11 protein-coding genes and 1 pseudogene are annotated in these 18,769 nt (G+C 59.0%); 1 reads left to right on the top strand and 11 read right to left on the bottom strand.

The window, feature by feature from the left end; translation table 11 throughout:
- Positions 1-321: 321 nt before the first annotated feature.
- Positions 322-621 carry a hypothetical protein gene (locus ACVIW0_RS07900; RefSeq protein ID WP_461351805.1) on the top strand — a complete coding sequence of 100 codons (300 nt, stop codon included), beginning with the start codon at positions 322-324 and terminating at the stop codon, positions 619-621.
- 184 nt (positions 622-805) lie between these two features.
- Here the strand turns inward: ACVIW0_RS07900 and ACVIW0_RS07895 are convergent, their stop codons facing one another.
- The 11 genes and pseudogenes from ACVIW0_RS07895 to ACVIW0_RS07845 all read right to left on the bottom strand — a co-directional run bounded on the left by ACVIW0_RS07895 (position 806) and on the right by ACVIW0_RS07845 (position 18,530).
- Complete coding sequence (locus ACVIW0_RS07895; RefSeq protein ID WP_461351804.1) at positions 806-2,140, bottom strand: glutamine synthetase family protein; 1,335 nt, start codon at positions 2,138-2,140, stop codon at positions 806-808.
- The gene (locus tag ACVIW0_RS07890) at positions 2,137-3,426 is read right to left on the bottom strand and encodes an ATP-grasp domain-containing protein (protein WP_461351803.1); all 1,290 of its coding nucleotides are present in this window, start codon (positions 3,424-3,426) and stop codon (positions 2,137-2,139) included. The genes ACVIW0_RS07895 and ACVIW0_RS07890 overlap by 4 nt, the downstream gene beginning before the upstream one ends.
- Complete coding sequence (locus ACVIW0_RS07885; protein ID WP_461351802.1) at positions 3,423-4,292, bottom strand: EamA family transporter; 870 nt, start codon at positions 4,290-4,292, stop codon at positions 3,423-3,425. The genes ACVIW0_RS07890 and ACVIW0_RS07885 overlap by 4 nt, the downstream gene beginning before the upstream one ends.
- Before the next feature lie 149 nt (positions 4,293-4,441).
- Complete coding sequence (locus tag ACVIW0_RS07880; RefSeq protein WP_461351801.1) at positions 4,442-5,272, bottom strand: gamma-glutamyl-gamma-aminobutyrate hydrolase family protein; 831 nt, start codon at positions 5,270-5,272, stop codon at positions 4,442-4,444.
- Positions 5,269-6,327 carry a dhydrorhizobitoxine desaturase gene (gene rtxC / locus ACVIW0_RS07875; RefSeq protein WP_461351800.1) on the bottom strand — a complete coding sequence of 353 codons (1,059 nt, stop codon included), beginning with the start codon at positions 6,325-6,327 and terminating at the stop codon, positions 5,269-5,271. Before rtxC ends, ACVIW0_RS07880 begins: the two co-directional genes overlap by 4 nt.
- Positions 6,328-6,358: 31 nt before the next feature.
- The gene (locus ACVIW0_RS07870; RefSeq protein WP_461351799.1) at positions 6,359-8,770 is read right to left on the bottom strand and encodes a 2-aminoethylphosphonate--pyruvate transaminase; all 2,412 of its coding nucleotides are present in this window, start codon (positions 8,768-8,770) and stop codon (positions 6,359-6,361) included.
- Positions 8,771-10,819: 2,049 nt separating this feature from the next.
- A complete protein-coding gene (locus ACVIW0_RS07865) occupies positions 10,820-12,349 on the bottom strand; it encodes a S10 family peptidase (protein ID WP_461351798.1) in 1,530 nt (509 codons plus the stop codon).
- A gap of 671 nt (positions 12,350-13,020) precedes the next feature.
- Positions 13,021-13,413, bottom strand: a complete 393-nt coding sequence (gene queD / locus ACVIW0_RS07860; protein ID WP_461351797.1) for a 6-carboxytetrahydropterin synthase QueD — start codon at positions 13,411-13,413, stop codon at positions 13,021-13,023.
- Positions 13,400-14,671, bottom strand: coding sequence for an MFS transporter (locus tag ACVIW0_RS07855; RefSeq protein WP_461351796.1), 1,272 nt, complete (start codon positions 14,669-14,671; stop codon positions 13,400-13,402). The genes queD and ACVIW0_RS07855 overlap by 14 nt, the downstream gene beginning before the upstream one ends.
- A gap of 382 nt (positions 14,672-15,053) precedes the next feature.
- A complete protein-coding gene (locus ACVIW0_RS07850) occupies positions 15,054-16,643 on the bottom strand; it encodes a flavin monoamine oxidase family protein (RefSeq protein ID WP_461351795.1) in 1,590 nt (529 codons plus the stop codon).
- Between the two features lie 836 nt (positions 16,644-17,479).
- A pseudogene (locus ACVIW0_RS07845) lies at positions 17,480-18,530 on the bottom strand (HoxN/HupN/NixA family nickel/cobalt transporter).
- Positions 18,531-18,769 lie beyond the last annotated feature (239 nt).

Below are 18,769 nucleotides of genomic sequence, written 5' to 3'. Positions count from 1 at the left end.
GCAAACGCGGTGGCTGCCTTAAGACGACTCCAGTCGCGCGCGTCTATCTCCCCGGCCGGGGACGTCGGCGACTTCAGCAGCGCAGATGGTAGATCGTCCACTCAGTCGTGAGCAGGGTTCGACGATACGGATGTTCTATCGCCACAGGTAAGACAACAACTTCGCGAATTTACCCCAAATCTCCTAAACGATGACCACACAAGAGAGATTTAGATGAAGCCGCGCTGCTCATACACTTAACGCGATGCAAGCGGTGCAGGCGAACGGCGCGGCGTTGAGCCGAAATCGTTCGTCGCAAGCAAATCGATCCAGGAGACACGAATGAAATTGGTGAAGACCTCTGTACTCGCATGCGGCCTTGCAACTTTCCTTGCGTACCCAGTCATTGCGCAGAGCCTTGCTGCGGACGCCAAGGCTCGCAAAGGCGTGCAAGGAACAAGCATACAGAGCGGGATAAGCGATGACGAGGACTCTCCGCCCAAGCTCAGGACCACGGGTGCAAAGGCGGGCAGGAAGTCGACCAAGGGCGCAAAGAATGCCGCGGACGGCAACGCATCCGACAATGAGGCAGTTGACGACCCTGCGAATAACAGCACGCCGATAAGCGGCAAGCGACACTGACGCGAAGCCCTGTTGGGGTCAACCTCCGGTCGCGCCCTGCGGCCGGAGGATCATCTGAGGCGCAGCAATACGGATAGCTAGATTGTGATGGTCGCCGGCCATCAAGACGACGGCGACGAAAAGGAAGGTCCAGGCGTGCACTTGCGCGGCTGTCCCGGACGGGCGCCATGGCCCTGATCAACAGCTAGATGATCTCGAAGTACCGCCGGCGTTCGAAGTCGGTGACCCGATGTTGAACGGCCTCCCACTCCCAGCGGCGGGAGCAGGAAAAGGCCTCGACGAACCTTTCTCCGAACACATCATTGGCCGCCGGCGACTGTGCAAACCGATATGTTGCCTCCGACAGGCTTTGAGGCAGCCTTCCGGAGCGCGGACACATCTCCATGCTTGCATCACCGACGATCGAAGCCGGCAAGGCCGCATCTGTCTCGACGCCCAGCATGCCCGAGCCGATGGCGCATGCGAGAGCGAGATATGGGTTCATGTCTGCACCAGCCAGCCTGTACTCAAGGCGATGTGCAGACGGCTCCCCCGGAATGGCCCGCACCGCGCAGGAGCGGTTGTCAATTCCCCAGCTTGGGCAGACCGGCGCCCAATAACCGGGGACCAGTCTCTTGTAGCTATTGAAATTCGGCGCGGCGAGGACGCAGAACTCATTCATGTAGTTCAGTTGTCCGCCGATAAATTGCCTCATGATCTTTGAGAGGTTGCGAAACGCGTTACTGTCGTAGAACACATTCTGACCGTCAGAGGACATCGAGATGTGAATATGGCCCGACTGGCCGGGCCACTCCTCACAAACCTTGGCCATGAATGTCGCCATCATGCCTTTCGTCTGCGCCCAGGCCTTCATCATTGCCTTGAAGATGATCGCTCGATCCGCAGCTTCCAGGGCATCACAATGATGAAGTGATGCTTCAATCACGCCCGGCCCTGTCTCGAAGTGCAAGCCGCTGAGAGGTATTCTGGCCTTCTCACAAAGCGTCAAGATCTCGCCGAACAGCTCCTGGTGCGCGACAGAGCGCGCAATCGAGTAACCAAAAGGACCTCGCGTGAACGGAGCCCATTGGCCGAACGGCTTGTCCTCAATTGTATCGGCGCTCTCATTGAACAGCATGAACTCGAACTCGAACCCGGCCGTGCAGCCGTATCCGTGATCAGCTGCCCTTTTCAGGACTTTGCGCAGAATACCTCGCGGGCAGATGTCCTCATGTGCGCCCATAAACTCCGCTAGGTAGAGATCCTGATCGCCGAGATAGGACACCAAGCGGCCGGTGCCGGACAGAACACGCAGATCGGCATCTCCAAATGCTGAGAGCGGCTTTTGGGTGAATCCTGCGGGAATGACCCGGTCCGCACAATCCCACGCCAGCACAGCCTCAGAGAACTTGACGATCTTGTCTCCATCCGAGAGATCTTCACCCAGGATGTGCTTACCTCGAAGGATGCCGTCAAAGTCGCTCACGCCAATCATCGCCGCACGGGCTGAGTTCGCGCGAGGCACACGGATGTCGTTCATTCGTCGCCTTCCTGCGCCATCAGATCGAACACCTGGTTCATCCGCAGAGCACGCAATTGGCGATAGTCATCCTCAAGCTGTACCAAATCGTTGTTGACGAGGTACACGATGCCTGGTGTGGACACCAGGTCGATGGTCGGGACCAGCTTTTGGCCTATTGGAACCAATGCGATGGCATCCGCGAAGCTCGCGAGGTTACGGATTGCAGCTAATCCGGAGTATCCGGCAACGACACCGCTCATATCGGAAATCAACGAGACGCACAGTGCATGAGCCTGTCGCTTGTAGGCCCCACGCAACCTCATACACTCCCTAAATTCCTTGGGATTTGCGTACCGCCAGGCCGTTAGCGACATATGATTGTCACCCAACGCCATGGTGCGGGCTTTTGCCGACATGGTTCCTTGCAGTCTCGCGCCGAAATCGACCAACACTGGTCCGCGATCATCGACGATGATCTCTGCATGCGAAGGTCCGTTGACGATCCGAAGCGCCTGCAACGCACGCACAAGATAATCGGACAGCTCCAGAACGATTGGCTCCCTGGCTCCCAGCAACCACTCGCGTGAGCAGACCGATGACGCGCCCTCGACGGGAACGGTCTCATAGGTCCAGGCCTCGGTGACGAACGCTTCTCCATCGATCGAGACGGCATTCACGGTATACTGCTGACCCTTTATTCTCTCCTGTGCAAGCGCCAGTTCATTGAACGCTCCGACCCGGTTTGTTTTTCCGACGATGGCGGCCAGAGCGCGCTCGACATCCGCATCAGCCGAGCAAAAGAACACGTCCTCCGTGCCTGTGCTGTTCAATGGCTTGATTACGATCTCATCGAAGTTCGCTCGACGTTTCCAGCTAGCGATCTCAACAGCATTGTCAGACACGACCTGCCTGATCGATCGCACGCCAGCTGCGGCCAACGCTTCGGACATCCGCGATTTGTCACGCCGGGCGGCTGACAGAGCCGTGCCATTCGAAGGCAACCCCAGCCGTTCTGAGATGGAATCGGCGAGCTCAACTCCGGTCTCGGACCCCGCAATAACGAACTCCAGCTCCCTGCCGCGGAGCGCCTGAAGATGAAATTCAACGATCTCCTCGTGGGCCATGCATTCGCGGGGACGAATGACTTCATCATACAGGTCCGCGTCGAAATGCGACTGGAAGATGGCTGGGATCTGTGCAGCCGACATCACGTGCACCGTTCCAATTCCGTACCGCCTGAACTCTTCAGGTAGAAATCTTCCAGTCGAATATGCGTCGACGATTACACATTTGCGTTCGTTCATGCGGTCCTCCGATATTGCGAGTAGACGTTGCCGACAGCGACAATCGTGATGAGAACATTTCCAATGAACGTGTGGAGCGAAGGCACGATACGAGAATCGAAGTACTGGAACAGGAACGTGATGACAGGGGCGGTGGACAGCACCATGTTGACGGTGAAGGGCTCGACGCGGCGGATGCCCTCCTGGATCAAAAGCAACGGAACAATGATCGTGGAAAGCCCGATCGCTGCGATCGCAGGCCAATGCTGCGAGATCTCAAGCACGAAGGAGGAATAGTCGACCAGTCCCAGCAATAGGAGAATCGTTCCATAGAACCGATGCGCCAACACTTGTCGGCCGGAAAACCCGCAATCGAATAGTAGTTTGACCAGTATATTTGTAAGCGCCAGCGATAGGCCGGCCACGATTGCGAGGACGATGCCGAAGGACGATTGCGGTCCCCACTGCACGCCCGCATTGCCGCTGACCGAGATCCAGATCATGTAGCCGCCAATCATCGCAATCGTGGCGCTCACGACGATGTCGGATGCTGGAGGGATACCCTTCCGCCTGATCAGCGCATTCAACCACACCGTCGCGGCGGGTCCTAGCGCCACCATGAACGCGACGACGATGGCAGGTTCGGCGTATTTCAGGCCGACAAACAATCCGATCCAGCTGATCGCGGTCACGAGATTGAGCGACACAAAAGCCACCAGCGCTGGCTTCGTCACTCGCGCCTTGCCCGTCCCGTGACCAGCGAGCAGATTGAACGACAGACATACCGCGGCAAAGGACACCAACAGGGCGACGAACAGGTCCGCCTGTTGAAAATACGATGCCGCATACACCTCGCCCGCCGCGCTCAGAACGACGTAAAGCGCCACAAAGAGGACTCCCAGAGCGAAGCGGCTTGTCGATCGCCCGCCGTTCGTTTGAGGTTGTCGCGGCGCAGCGCGCCCCCCGAACCATGTCGGCGCGTCGGTTCCGGTGAACTCCCCTTTCGATCTGGGCGGACCGCGCTTGGTTTGAAATGTCACTGTCCACCTCTCGTGCTTCTTTGTTCGGCGTACGCATGACACGCCTCTCCGAACGCCGTAAATAGTCGCTTGCTCAGCAGATCGGTTGAGGCGTGCCATTCAGGGTGCCATTGCACCGCAATCTGCAGCGTCGGCGCGCCCACGACCGAGACCGCTTCGACCAGACCGTCAGGCGCCCACGCCTCCCGTCTTAGCGCACTGGCCAGCACCTCTATGCCTTGGTTGTGAAGGGAGTTGACCTGTGCTTCGACGGTGCGCGCGATCGGAAAGAGCGCACCGTCCGGACATACCCTGATACTATGCGCGACATCGTACTGGCGATCTCTCGGGCGGTCTGTCTTCTCGGCGTGCATCTGGCCACTTCCCAGACTCCACTCGCTAAGGGATGAGCGAAGTGTGCCGCCGAAATAGACGTTGAGCTCCTGCAGACCGCGGCAAATGCCCAGGATCGGCATTCCCTGGGCAATGGCGTTCCTGATCGCTACCCCGGATAGCCTGTCCCGGGGACGATCACGGATCCCATTCTCGATGTCCTCCTGATCAGCCCTCGAACGGGACGTAGGCGCCCTCAGAACGGCAGGATCGACGTTGGATTCGTCTCCTGTCAACATGAGCCCGTCGAGAGCCCGCATGATCGCGGGTCCGGTCTCAACCGACGCATCTTCAGCGTCGATCGTCGGCAATATGACGCACGCCACTCCCGCATGATGAAGCAGGGCCTTGACGTACTTGCGCCGCAACCAATCGCGATGCACGCCATCAACCAACAGACGGTTCGAGGTGATGCCGACCACGGCGCGGGCTTTGTCTGGCCGTTGCAACGTCACGCGGGTTGTCCGCTCGTTTTGGCACCGCGCATAGACTGCTCATACAGACGGCGGTTTCGCTCCTTCAGCTGAGTGATGACGCTCGGCTGACCTTGCGGCCCCTTGACAAAGAGCCCTCCCCAGCTTGCGGCAACCTTTGCGTAAGCCGGATCCTGCATCCTGATTTTCTGGGCTTTGTGCAACAGCCAAAACGGGATACCGGGCGAGAGGTGATGCTCGAGGTGATATTCATCCAAGTTTTGCCCCAGGATGGCCCGCTCCAGGAAATTTCCTTTGCGATTCCTGGTCAGATAGACGTTCTGCGTCTCGGTCTCGCACATCGGTGAGTGCTCGGCGAGTTCGACAAACCAGCCAAGGACCTGGAACGTGGTGAGATAGGGCACGATCCAGAACAGGATCACGATGTGGAGCAGCCCCAGGGCATATGATCCGCCCAGGATGCAGATCCAGAAGAGATAGAAGCCATATTTGTCGATAAGTATGCCTGAGCGGCTCTCGTCCTCGGCGTCTCTGATCGAAAACCGGTTGGTCCAGAGATACTTCAGGTACGCCAGCGTGGCACCGCCAAATATCGGCTTCCAGATCAGGTTGAACGCGTACCGCTCAGGCGGCTGCACGTCGTAAACACCATTGGCCAGGAAGAACTTCAGATCAGGGTCCTTGTCCGGGTCGCCGAGATAGGGATGATGCAAGTAGACGTGTGAGATCCGGTAGGCCCAGTGGCGCTGGAACAACGGATAAGCAGCGAACAGAATGCCGAGAACGTAGTTCCAGGTGGTGTTCTTCGCGAGCGTGCGGTGAGCCGCATCATGCGCGATCGTCGTCAATCCGCGCTGGTAGGCGCCGATCAGAAGAACCGCGAGCGGATACAACCACCATGAGACCGACACGGTCGCGAGCGTGCACGCCGCGATCACGACGTAATCTTTCAAGATATACGCAGCACCCATTATGTTATCGGGCCTCAGCTCGGAGAGCTGCCTGTTGATCTCGCGGCTGAATGGAACGGCCTCATAGCGTGACGACCTCAGTTTCCAAGCTTCTGGCTGATTCATGAGAATCCCTTCCTGATCACTTTCTAGGTTGTCAGATTGCGGAGAGCGCCTTGTGCAGATCACGGACAATGTCGTCGACGTCCTCGATGCCGACGCAAAGCCGGATCGAGCCGCCAAATATGCCCGCGGCCTCGCGCTTCTCCCGTGGAACGGTTGTGTGTGTCGTGGAGACGGGATGCGTCACCAGTGTGCGGGCATCCCCAACATTCGAAACGTGATACATCAAGTCGACATTCTGGATGAACTTGCGTCCGGCCAGTTCGTCCTCCACCTCGAACATGACCATGGCGCCGTGCCCGTATGCCGGGTTGAGCGTCTGGTCGACGGTTTCCCGGTCGGCGCCTTCGAAGAGCCCCGGATAGAAGACACGGCGCACCTTTGGATGCTTCTGGAGAGCGTCTGCGACGACCCTGGCGTTGGCGCAGTGCTGCTTCATGCGAAGCGGCAGCGTCTCAAGCCCTTGGATCAGTTGGAAGCTCGCAAATGGAGCGATCGCAGCCCCCGTATCGCGCAGCCAAGTCATGCGAGCCTTCAGCAGAAACTCGCTTTTTCCAAGATCGTCGACATCCTGCAGCGCACTGCGCCAGATAATCCCGCCATGCGCCTCGTCAGGACCGTTGAACAACGGAAAGCGGGAGGCTCCGCGGTAGCTGAACTTGCCATTGTCGACAATCAGCCCGCCCAACGTGGTGCCATGACCGCATATGTATTTCGTCGCGGAGTACGTCGTGATCGCAGCACCGAGGTCTGACGGCCGGCATACCAGTGGCGTCGTGGTATTATCCACCACCAGGGGAACCCCGTACTTCCGACCGATCTCCGCCAGCTGCTTGACCGGCAGCGGAATCAGACAGGGATTCGAAATCACCTCTCCGAACAGGCATATCGTGCGATCATCGATGGCACGCTCGAATGTCTCAGGCCTTCGAGGGTCCGCCGTCCTGACGCTGATGCCAAGACGTTTCAGCGTGTTATGGAGCAGGTTCCAGGTATTGCCGTACAGATAGGGCGAGGCGACGACATTATCGCCGACCTGCCCGCTTGCCAGGTTGACGATGGCGAGGAAGGTTGCCGCTTGCCCTGATGCGACGGCGAGCGAGTCCCTTCCCGTATCGACCGCCGCGTACCGTCTTTCCAGCGCGCGGGTCGTCGGATTGATGATCCTTGTATAGGTGAACCCATCAGCCTTTACGTTGTAGACGTCCGCAATGTGGTTCAGATCGCCATCGAGTTCATACGCCGTGTTCTGATATATCGGCACGGCCACAGCTTTGGTCACCGGGTCGCGGCGGTAACCCGCGTGCAGAACGGCAGTCTCGGGGGACCATGGCACCTGCGCGCCCGCTGCCACGCGAGGCGGCACCTTGGCGAGCGCCTGGGATGTCTCCTGGGCGGATATTGGTCTCGCTGCCGCACCCTGACCCGGACGGAAGTATGTCCGGAACGCGCAACCTAACTGCTGAACCCAACTGGATTGAATTTCCCCGATGCAACCAACCCGGAAACTCCGCGTCGCAATGTGCAGCTTGGAGTAGATGTAAAGGTTGTGGCTCGCCAGGTGGCGATACAGCCCATCAAATGCTGCCTGATCCGCCATCCCCGACGGCGCAACGAACGCAACGCAGACCGGTGACTGCACGTTCGCGGCTAGCAGCGGGGAGACCACTCCCTCGAGCTCCTTGATGAGATCGTCCCTGACCTTCTCATACCTGTGGCGGCGGGCAGGAATGCCCTCTTCCTCCAAGATCTCCAGTGCCCTGGTCGTTGCCTGAACGATATGGGTGGGAGGTGTCGAGCGCCATTCACCTGTGCGCTCCAGCGAGAGCCATTGATCTCTCACGTCGAGCACAAAGGACCTCGGCTCTTGAACCGCTTTCTCCAACAGTTCGCGAGAGGCGATCACAAACGCTACTCCCGGAGGCCCCTCTATGCACTTGTTGCTCGACGTGACCAGGACGTCCGGGCCTCCCTTGCTCAGGTCAATATCGATGCCGCCAAAAGAACTCATCCCATCGACGATCGTCTTTACGCCACGGCGTCTCGCCTCCTCCACGATCGCATCCAACGGATTGATGATGCCGGTCGTTGTCTCGCAATGCACGAAACACAGGTGCGTAATGCCGGGATTTCGGTTCAGATGCTCGCCGATTTCCTGAGGGTCCAACGGGTCAGTCACGCGCTTGGCAAGCGTCACCGCTTCGACACCCCACAGCCGCAGCATTTTGTACATGCGCTCGCCATAGATGCCATTTACGCAAACGAGCGGCTTGTGGGCTGAAGACAAGAATGTAGACAGAGCAGCTTCCATCGCAAAAGAGCCGCCGCCCTGAATCGGGACCACCGAATAGTCAGCGGTATTTGCCAGAAAATTGAGTATCAGGCGCCTCATGCGTGCGGTTACTTCCTTGAACTCGCAATCGCGCGATGCAAGGTCGAGCTGCATTTGGCTCCTGACGTCCAGCGATAACGACAATGGACCAGGCGTCAGCAAAGAGCGCTGTCTTGTCACACTATTCCCCCTCAGTTGTATTCATCGATGCATCTGGAGCAAAACCGCCCCAGGAAAGAGACGACGAGCGCCGTTCAACAGCTTGGAGCCCTACGCCTTAGAGCCCGGCGCGATGTCATTCAGATCTCGCGCCAGTTCGCATTATGACCGCTGCTCGAACCCCATTTGGCGCGACCGCCTCACCCTGATCCGGCCATACGCATACCGAAGATTTGAGCGCGAGTGCCGGCTTGTCGCCGCGCATCGGCAGTTCAACCGGACGGCTTACGTGCGTCGTGTGCCACTCCGGCAATATTGAAATCAGATCAGCGGTGCGCGTCGCACGGTGGCGGCCGGCCCAGATCCCGGCATGGCGCCTTTGATGATTGCCGCTTCCTGCGTGAGCCTTGGACTTGAGACATTCGCACACTGTCGCTAGTTGGAGGTTTTTGTACGCTGACGACCCTCGCCGTCTATTTTTCAGATCGTACAACTTGACGTTAGGTGCGTTTCAACCCTCTCTGGAATTTTCCCGTGTGAATTTTTCCTGACGTACGCCTCCACCTTCGGGAGACAAGACGACGGGGTGCGGAGATTCTCGGACGAACCCGTAGTAGCCTGGAGTTCAATGACGCTGCTGGAATTCATCCGAGCTCGATGGCCACGGACAGGTCAGCTGACCTGTCCGCCCGCGTTGCGTGCGCGGCGCTTTGCCACATCGGCAAACAGATACACGGGTTCTTTTTGCGTTCGATGGAGCGTCCGGAAAGCAGACTTTGGAACGAGACGATGAGCGCATGGCCGGATAGCGACGATTAAGCAGCTTGCGCGGACTCGAAGGCAGGTTTTCTGACAGAGCGATGATGGTCTAGAACGCGGGTTGCGGAGCAAAACGCTTGTTGATTAAACGTCCTGCGAGCCGCACGTTTGGATCGCAAGTCATGCGCGGCCTGTCGGCAACTGACCGCACGATTTCCGTCTTGTCTGCCTAGCCGCTGCGCTCTGTCGAGTACTGCCTGTTTGCCACTCTTGCACCGTGACCCACTTGGCACATCAATTGCTGCGAACCTTATCGGCTTGGCTGTCTATCTTCACGCCCCCCAAGGCGGCCAAGCTGGCGAAGCGACTTGGCGCGGGTGGCTCCTCCAAACACCCGCGCCTTCTTTCCGAACCGCTGTAAAGGTGGAGAGTTTCGGCAGCATACGCGCTGAGAAGATCAACGCATAGCCAGTGAGAGACATTAGAATGCATGCCGGATTGGGGGCCGAAAGGATAAATCGAAGCTCGCCTGGTACTTGCGGCGAGCTTGCTCATGCGCCAGCCCCTCACGATCCTTCACGGGGGTGTGCTGTAGGGCGCGGCCTCAAAACTACTTCGGCTCTTCAGGAAGCGCTTCCCTCAGCCGATTCCGAGAAGCGCGCCTCTCCTGAGAACAATTCGCGATGAGACGTTTTGTTGCTCACCCACGCGGCTCAAGGAGATTGATTGGTCCGCTTAAGCCTGATTCAACTGTTTCCCTGGGGCCGTGGCAACAAACTGTCGAGAGGCAGTTCGGGTGATCATTGACGGCCCCGGTGAGAACATCGATGTAGGTCAGCGGTCAGTATAAGTCAGCGCTTACAGGTTTCGGCCACGGAGGGAATGACAGCGCGGTGTTTGGCGTCGCCGTCAAGATCTACGAACGATACGCTCTTCCGTGAACTCGATCGGGCTGATCGCGCCGCGACGCTATTGTCGAGTTCGACCCGGCCATCTTCGACGAAGCGCGGCACGCCCGCCCAGTGTGAGAGCGCGGAGCAGATTGCTGTCCACCAGCTACTCCTTGGCTGATCAAGCCTAGTTTTGTTCGCAACCATTTTTTTGGCACCCGGTCGTCTAGCGGCCAGACAACGACAATCCACGCCTTGATTGCAAAAGACCGACCCCTTGTGCTCTATCCCGTAGCATCAGCGACACTATTTTTGTGCGAAAGCGGCTTGCTCCTGACGAGGCCTTGTGTCGGCGTCATTTCATCAGCGCTTCGACTTCTGCTCGAAAAGCGTGGCGCGAGGCGTCTCGTGAATAGAACATGTGGCCTCCCGGAAATACGACAAGTTTGACGCGCGGTGTGGAGGCAAATGGGGGCAGCTGATCGAGCACGATCTGTGATCCGAAATATGGCGTGGCCAGGTCAAACAGGCCGTGCGCGACCAGCAATCTCATATTCCGGTCCGTCGCCAAGATCTTGCGCAGCTCCGAAACTGACTCCGGAGGGCTGCGGCCGAAATCCCAGGCCTCCCTGACCTTGCGATTGGCAAGTTCATAAGAGCCCTCCGGCCGCCAGCCAAGCTTGCGCGTAAGGAGATCGACAGTGGCGCTGGTCAACGGCGCCACCAGCGTATCGCTTGAGGGATCGCCTGAAAGCTGGAAATTGGATTCCGGATATGGATCGAGGCCACGCACCGAGGCGTCAAATCTGCCGATTAACTTGCCATTCTTGCGGTCGAACTCACGGCGGAACTCGGCAACTTCGAAACGGCCGGCGAGCCGACGGCTGACCGCTTGGTCGATGCCGGTCAGCACCGCGACCTTGTCGGCCAGACGCGTGGTTGCTTCCTGGTCGGCCTGGCCTTTGATGAGATCGACCAGAAACTCGCCGCGCGCATAGGCTTCCACGTCGGCGAGATCAGTTCGGCTTATCGAACCTTCGGCGTCACGCAGGGTCGCGACATAGCTGGGCAGCGTGGCGACATAGTGCAACGGGCCCCTGCCGGCGCTGTAGTCGAACACTGGCGAGAGCATGATAAGGCCCCTGACGCCTATGCCCTGCCGCATCTGCAACTGATCGACGACCTTTGGCCCGCGAATGCCGCCATAGCTTTCGCCCGCGATGTACTTCGGCGACAACAGCCGGTCATGCTTTTCGAGCCAGCGACGTATCACCAGCGCGAGCGCATTGACGTCGCCCTCGACGGAATAGAGCCACTTGCGCGCGTCATCGCCGGCCGCCACGAAACGGCTATAGCCGGTGCTTACAGGATCGAGAAACACCAGATCAGTGAAATCGAGCCACGTTTCCGCGTTTGGCCTCACCTCGGGAAATGTCGATGGCGTGACCTCGTCAGCATTGATCGGCAGCCGCCACGGTCCGGCATTGCCAAGCTGCAGCCATGCCGAAGATGAGCCTGGTCCGCCATTGAAGAAGAATGTAACCGGGCGCGTACCGAGATTAGTGCCTTCAAGCTGATAGGCGGTATAGACGATATCGGCCTGCGGCTCACCCTTATCGTCGAACAGGCGAATGGAACCAGCGGTCGTGATGACAGAAAGCGTCCGCCCGGGCAGCTCAAGCGTGTGCCTGGTGCTGGAGTCCGGCGGCAGGCGATGCTGCTCACTTAGCGACGACATACTCGGGGTTTGACCGCCATCACCCTTCTGGCCGGCCGGTATTGTGACCTGAGCGGGGGAAGGATCGTTGGCCCGCGCGCTCTCCGTTGCTCCGCAGGCGAACAGGATCAGTGCGAGAGAGGTGAGACCCGGAGCGGTCAAGTTCATCGCGTTTCTCCTGCCCTGGCGCTCCCTTGTTGCGCGAGGCGTGTCTGTCAAAATGGCCCTAGCTACTAGCTCATGCGGCTGAACGACAAAGCTACCGGATCGAGTAGTCGTCACCACTCGCCCAAGGCGCAAAACTCGTTTCATTCCACACACTTCCAAGAAGTGCGCGTCAGGGTTCAGCAAAGCGCCTCCAGAGGGTGATGGTCGTGCGCGTGGACATTGCGCACGAGGCGAGGCTGTGGCTCGAGATCGACGATGGGCAGAGCAGCTGCTTCGAGAATAGTTCGAGGGCAACGCGACATCATTGAGCGCATAGTAGATCTGCGTGCTCAATGGCAATCGCACTATCCAGCCGTTGGATGCCAATTAGCTCGCTGATCTACGAGTAAGATGTCGGCGCCGTGTTACGCCATCCTAGCAACGTAGCGTGGACCGCCGCGATGCCAGACAAGCCTGCAGCGAGCTTAGACTACTGCATCTCGACCGGATGAGCGCCGGATGAATAGGCGCGGGAATCCTTCCACCGTGGCAGGCTGATGGGGATCAGCGGCACGGCCGATGTGTATATCTATCTGTCGCGTTCCATGCCTAGGCATACGCGGACGCAGCCGAACACTGGCCATATTGCCCGGCATCATAGTGCACTTGCGTTGTCGTTTCACCGCCACTGACTAACTCGGCGTGCCTTTTAGATTGCCGCCATAAGCCGCAACCTCCGCCCAACAATCGGCGGTCTCATAAATCCGCACACTCGCGCAATTGGGAATGCGATCAAAGAACCAACGGGCGATGATCTCGGCGGTCGGGTTCTCCAGTCCATCGACATCGTTGAGCAGTCGGTGATCGACGAGCTTCAGCAGCGGCTCCAGTTCGGCATCCATCTCAGCAAAATCCTTCACGAAGCCCCTCGCATCCACCCCTCCGCGGATCACCACCTCCATACGGTAGTTGTGGCCGTGTAGGTTCTTGCATTTGTGGCCATCGGGGAGGTGGGGAAGGCGATGAGCTGATTCAAAACGATAGGTACGGCCAATCAGCGTGAGCAGTGCATCACCGTCGTTCATTCCGTAAGTCCCTCGCGCCGACAACTTGCTCTGCAGAAAGCGGCCTACTAACCCTCGCCGGCCCTTCTTTATCAGATTGACGGAGCAATGCCAGGCCGAGCAAGGCGGAGAGAGCAGAGCCAAGGCCCGGCAGTATCAGCGTGACAGCATAACCTAACCTCGCCACGGCAAACCCACTCGCTGCGAAGCCCACCAACGCTGACGCCGACATGACCGAAGTCAGAAACGTGACATCTGTCCCCGCCTTGCCCGGCCGGGCGAGCCCGAGAAACCAATTCGTGAACGTAACATGCTGAACAGCGAGTGCCGCGAACACGATGCCGACGCTCACAACGGCGCTCAGGCGAGCGCTGATGTAGCGATCAATCGTCGCAAGCACACCGAAACTTATTGCCATCACCGCGCAGCCCCAGATCAAGCCTCGCTGCGGTGCCATTCGGCCGATGATTGCGCTGGTCAACGGCGCTACCAGCGTATACGTCAATACGTTCGAAAGCGCTCCGATCCATCCAATGTCTGCTGCGGCGAAGCCGAGGTCAACAAGCCGCAACTGAACCGTCGCGAACGCCACAGCGATCCCGATAACCGCCGGCGCGATCAATGCGGCCGTCGTCCACAGGCCATGGTAGCGAAAGATCGCGGAGATCGAGGGGCGTTGCATCGAGCTCCATCGGTCGCGGCGTTGTAGCGGTTCAGAAATAGCGAACACCCAACCAGCGAAGACGGCTAGCAGCAGCGCCAAACCCAACAAAGCTGGACGCCATCCGACCATCTCGATCAATTGGAGGCAGACGGCGCCACCGATCACATGGCCGATGGCCCGGCCCCAACCCAGCAGCGCGGCCCCGAGGGGCCGTTCGCTGGAATCGAGAGCTTCAGCTATATAGCCCAAAGTTGCGATCCGCTGCGTGGCAGCAATGGTCGCAAGTACCAGGGAAACAAGAAAAAGCGAGACAAAATCGGTTTTTGGATTCAAGAATGCCATCGCTGCCAACACGATGGTACTGCCAACTTGGGTCAACAGTATCCACGAACGTCTCAGCCCGAGACGATTGAGGCTCCATCGATCCACCACCGGGGCCCAAAGGAAGTTAACGGTGAATGCAAAGAAAGCGGTGCCATATAGGCCGACTAGTTCCAAGCTGGCACCGTTGCCCCGAAGGATCACGGGAATGGCCGAATAGATGAACGCGATCGCCAGATACTGCTGACTAGCCAACGCAACCATCCCAATATATGGCACGTAACGATTTCCCATCCGCTTACTTCTCCCGAAATCGATTTCGCGCATGCCTTAAGAGAACGGTTTGAAAAGACAGCGGCGGGCCGTTATCCGTTCGGATCGGGCCATACTCAATTGAATGCACACCGCGCCTGACCTTCATCGTGTTTAGCCCAGTTGCCTTCCCAGTAGACGGCGCTATCGACGTCACATTGGCAAGCAAGGCTTCCTGGCGTACGCCGGTCGTAACCATCGTCGACCCAGCGCGTCTCCAGCTCCGCAGGGAGGTCGACAGCTTGGTCGCTGGTTGAAGGTCCACAGTCCGAGGAAAAAGGTGCGCTTGCCGGTAGCGCTGTCCTCTCCAACGGTCGCGTTTGCCGGCAGCAGCGCCAGCGCAGGGATGACACCTGTTCCTGCATCAGGTCTTCACCACGCGTTCGTGCAATCGGGTAGTGGCGTCGAGCGCCGACAGGATCGCGCCCTCCTGCCATGGCAACTGCGAGGCGTGCTCGCCCGCCAGCGCGATGCGGCCGTCGATCTGGCACAGATTGCGGTAGTGCTGCGCGCGGGCGGCCTCGGTCCACTGGCCGGCGCAGCCGAGCGTGAACGGCACGCGATGCCAGGCCACCGCGACGCCGTTCTCGAATTCGCTTTTGTATTGCGGATGGATCGCGGCCCCGAACTCGACCGCGCTGGCGACCCGCTCGGCCGGCGTCATGGCGGTGAACTCGAACGAATTGGCGCCGCCATACATGTAGGCACCGAGCAGGATGCCGCGGCCGCCGCGGTTGAAGCCATAGTTCGGATACGCGGTCTGCTGGATCGGCAGGTCAGTGTAGCTGATGCCGCCATAGATCGCGTCGTCCTCCTCCCAGAAGCGGCGTTTGAACTGTAACCCGACCTTCACGGAGGCTAGGTAGGGCAAGGAATCGATCGCATTTTTCATCGGCCCGCCGACATCGATCGGCAGCTGGCTCAGAATCGACAGCGGAATGGTACAGATGCACCAGTCGGCGGTCGCCTGCTGCACGGCGGACGCGTTGGCGGTGTCGACATAGCTCACGGTGACGCCGGAGCCGTTCTGCTGGATCTGCGTGACCTCGGCGTTATAGCGGATGAGATCGCCAACCTCGCGCGCGAACGCCTTGCCGATCATGTCCATGCCGCCGACCGGCTGGAACATGGTGGTCTGGAAGTCGTAGCGGGCGTAGGTGCGCACATAGCGCCACATCCGCGACCGCAACAGCTCCTGCAGCGAGATCGGGTTGCTGGGCAGCGGATCTCCCATCAGGCCGCCGCCGGGATCGTGGGCATAGCCGCGGAATTCGGCGGCGACGAGGTTGGCGTTGTACTTGTAGTCGCGATCCAGCGCGCCCCAGTCGCGCAGCGCCTGCAGCAGGATCTCCTGGTCTTCCTTGCCGACGAACTCGTCGAGCCTGCCCTGCTGGCTGACCTTCGCCAGCAGCTCGGCCACGCCGCCCTGGAAATCCGCCTTGATGCTGCGAAAGCGTTGCGGCTTGCCGTCGAAGGCGCGCGTCGCGTGCAGAAAGGCGTTGTGGTTGAGCTGGATGAAGGGTTCGAGCGTCACATTGAGCCGGCGGCAATAATCGAGCAGCGCCCCGTGGTGACAGGGAATCCGCCACGGGCCGGGATTGAGATAGAGCCCCTGCTCGAACGCACAGGCCTGTTTGAAACCGCCGAGCTCTGTAAAACTGTCCCCGCCACGGATCGACCAGTTGCGACCGCCGGCACGGCTGTTGAATTCGAGGATCTGGACCTTGTAGCCGGCCTTGCGCAGTTCCAGCGCCGCCGTCATGCCGGCAAGACCAGCGCCGAGAACCAACACCGAAGCGCCCTTGACATCGCCCGCGAGCCTGAGCGGTCCCTTGTAGGCGGACTCGGATGCAAAGCCGAGGCTCTTCATTGCGTGATACATCGCCGAACTGCCGGCGATGGTGCCGATCAGCGCCAGCAGATCCCGCCGCCTGATCACCGATTCATTCTGCACCTGCGTTCACCCAGCCGTTGATTTCGATGACGAAGGCGAACGCCTCGTGCGATCAGTTTCAAGAAAGTGCGCACGCTGCAGTGAAGACTGGTGGCGCCACCGCGGTGTGCCTGCGAGATCGTCTTCGATTATCTCATTCCGACATTGGTCGTGTGCCGCGTTGATCGCCGTCGATAAAACAATCATAGCTATCTATCCGCAGTCTTGAGGTAGGCAGGCCGATCCGCGGTCGCAGGAGCTGGTCAGTACACCTGAGTTGATGAACCAACGTCCGGTCACCTCTGGCGACGATTAGCGAGCCGTCGATCATATCTCGACGCGTCGAAGATGCGGACGTTTCGTTTATCGAGGCGCTTGCCGGACATGTATAGCCGTTCGACGGAAAACGAAGCAGTTGATGACGCGGCACGATCCCCTCGAGCGACTTCTTAAACATTCGACTGAGTTTGTTGTGCACCAGCAAGAGCGATGCCAACGTTTTACGACATCGATAGGCGGAGAAGCCGACTAGCCCAGATGTGCGGTAGGCCAGACGATGACTGATCTCCTCAGAGATGTTGCCGCTCTTTCATTGGCGACTTTCGAGCTCGATATCGGAGGTTTCTGGTTCTAGTCGCACAACCAAGCCACTCCGCAAGCGATGCGGATACAGCTAACCAGTGGAGCGCCGGGACTAACCGCGCTTGGCCAGAGCGTAAACTATTCGCAGTTTTGAACGCCTGCGATCGGCTATTTCGAAGTCGCTTTTGCGCTGGTGGTATTGAACCCGACATTGTTCGATGTCAGACGCTCGGAGCTAATGACGCCGAAGACGTGCGATGATTGGTTGTATGAGTTCACCCCGGCTTGAGCGGCTTTTCGAGTCCTTGCCAGCGATAGATCGCAAATGACAGCGCCCAACTGGCCAGGAAGATGCCGACCACGAGATAGCCGAAATTGGCCAAGCTCCCGTTGAGATCGTCCACTGCGCTCCAGAAGGTGCCTTCAAGCGCCAATTTGTTGGCGAGCAGGCCGAGTGCCTCGATGCCGCCGATCAGCAGCGCCACGACGACTGAGATCGCCGTAATGGTCAGATTGTACCAGATCTTGCGGATCGGATTGAAGAAAGCCCGCCATACGCGCCGACCATCAAGATGCTGTCGGTCGTATCGACGAGCATCATGCCGGCGGCGAAGAGAGCCGGAAATATCATCACCGTACTGAAGTCTAGCCCTCCCGAAGCTTGCCCGGCTGCGACAGTGAAAAGGCTGATTTCCGTCGCGGTATCGAATCCGAGGCCGAACAACAGACCGATCGCGAACATCTGCCAGCTCGCCGTCACCATGCGAAACAGTGGGCGCAAGAGCCGGGACAGCACGCCACGACCGGACAGAAGCAGATCGAACTCATGCTCTCCAATTCGTTCGCCACGCCGCGCACGCTGAAAGCTCCGCCAGACATCCCGCAGGATCACAAGGTTAATGGCGGCAATCGTCAGTAAGAAGAAGGCTGATGCACCGGTGCCGATGATGCTGCCAACCGCCCGGAACTCCTGGAAGCTGCTTTGCAGGGCGAGCGCCGCAGCTGCGATCGCGGCGACCGCCACTGCAACCGACAAGGAATGGCAAAGGCAAAGAAAAGTCCGACCGTGAGAGGGTGCCTGCCATCCTGCATCAGCTTGCGAACGACATTGTCGATGGTCGCGATATGATCGGTATCGACGGCGTGCCGAAGGCCGAGCACATAGGCCAGCAAGGCTGTCGCCAGCAGCGTCGGCCTGTCGGACAGCGCTACGATGGCCCAGGTCCAAGCCGAGCAATTGATGGCCAACAAGAAGGCATAGAGCGAGATAATTCGACTACGCGAGGCCGCCGACGCGTCGAAGGCAAGCTTTAGATATGAGAACATGATCTTGCTTCGGTAGCGCATCTAGATGAGTTTGGTCACGAACGTCCCTCGTTGCATAAGCGCCGCGCACGCCAGAGCCGGTCCGGTCAGACTGAAGACGAACCGATGGATACAGCGCACGACGATGATGACCATTCGCAGCACGAGGTGGACAATTGCGCTGGTCGCAACGGCAGTGGAGTTGAGTGGCATTTCCTACCTCTCATGGCTGGTGCCCCCTCGCGGTGCAGGTTTCGTGC

The sequence above is a fragment of the Bradyrhizobium sp. USDA 4454 genome (genome assembly GCF_054822705.1).
The sequence above is the reverse complement of the archived record's forward strand: the minus strand, read 5'-3'. Positions and strand labels throughout refer to the sequence as shown.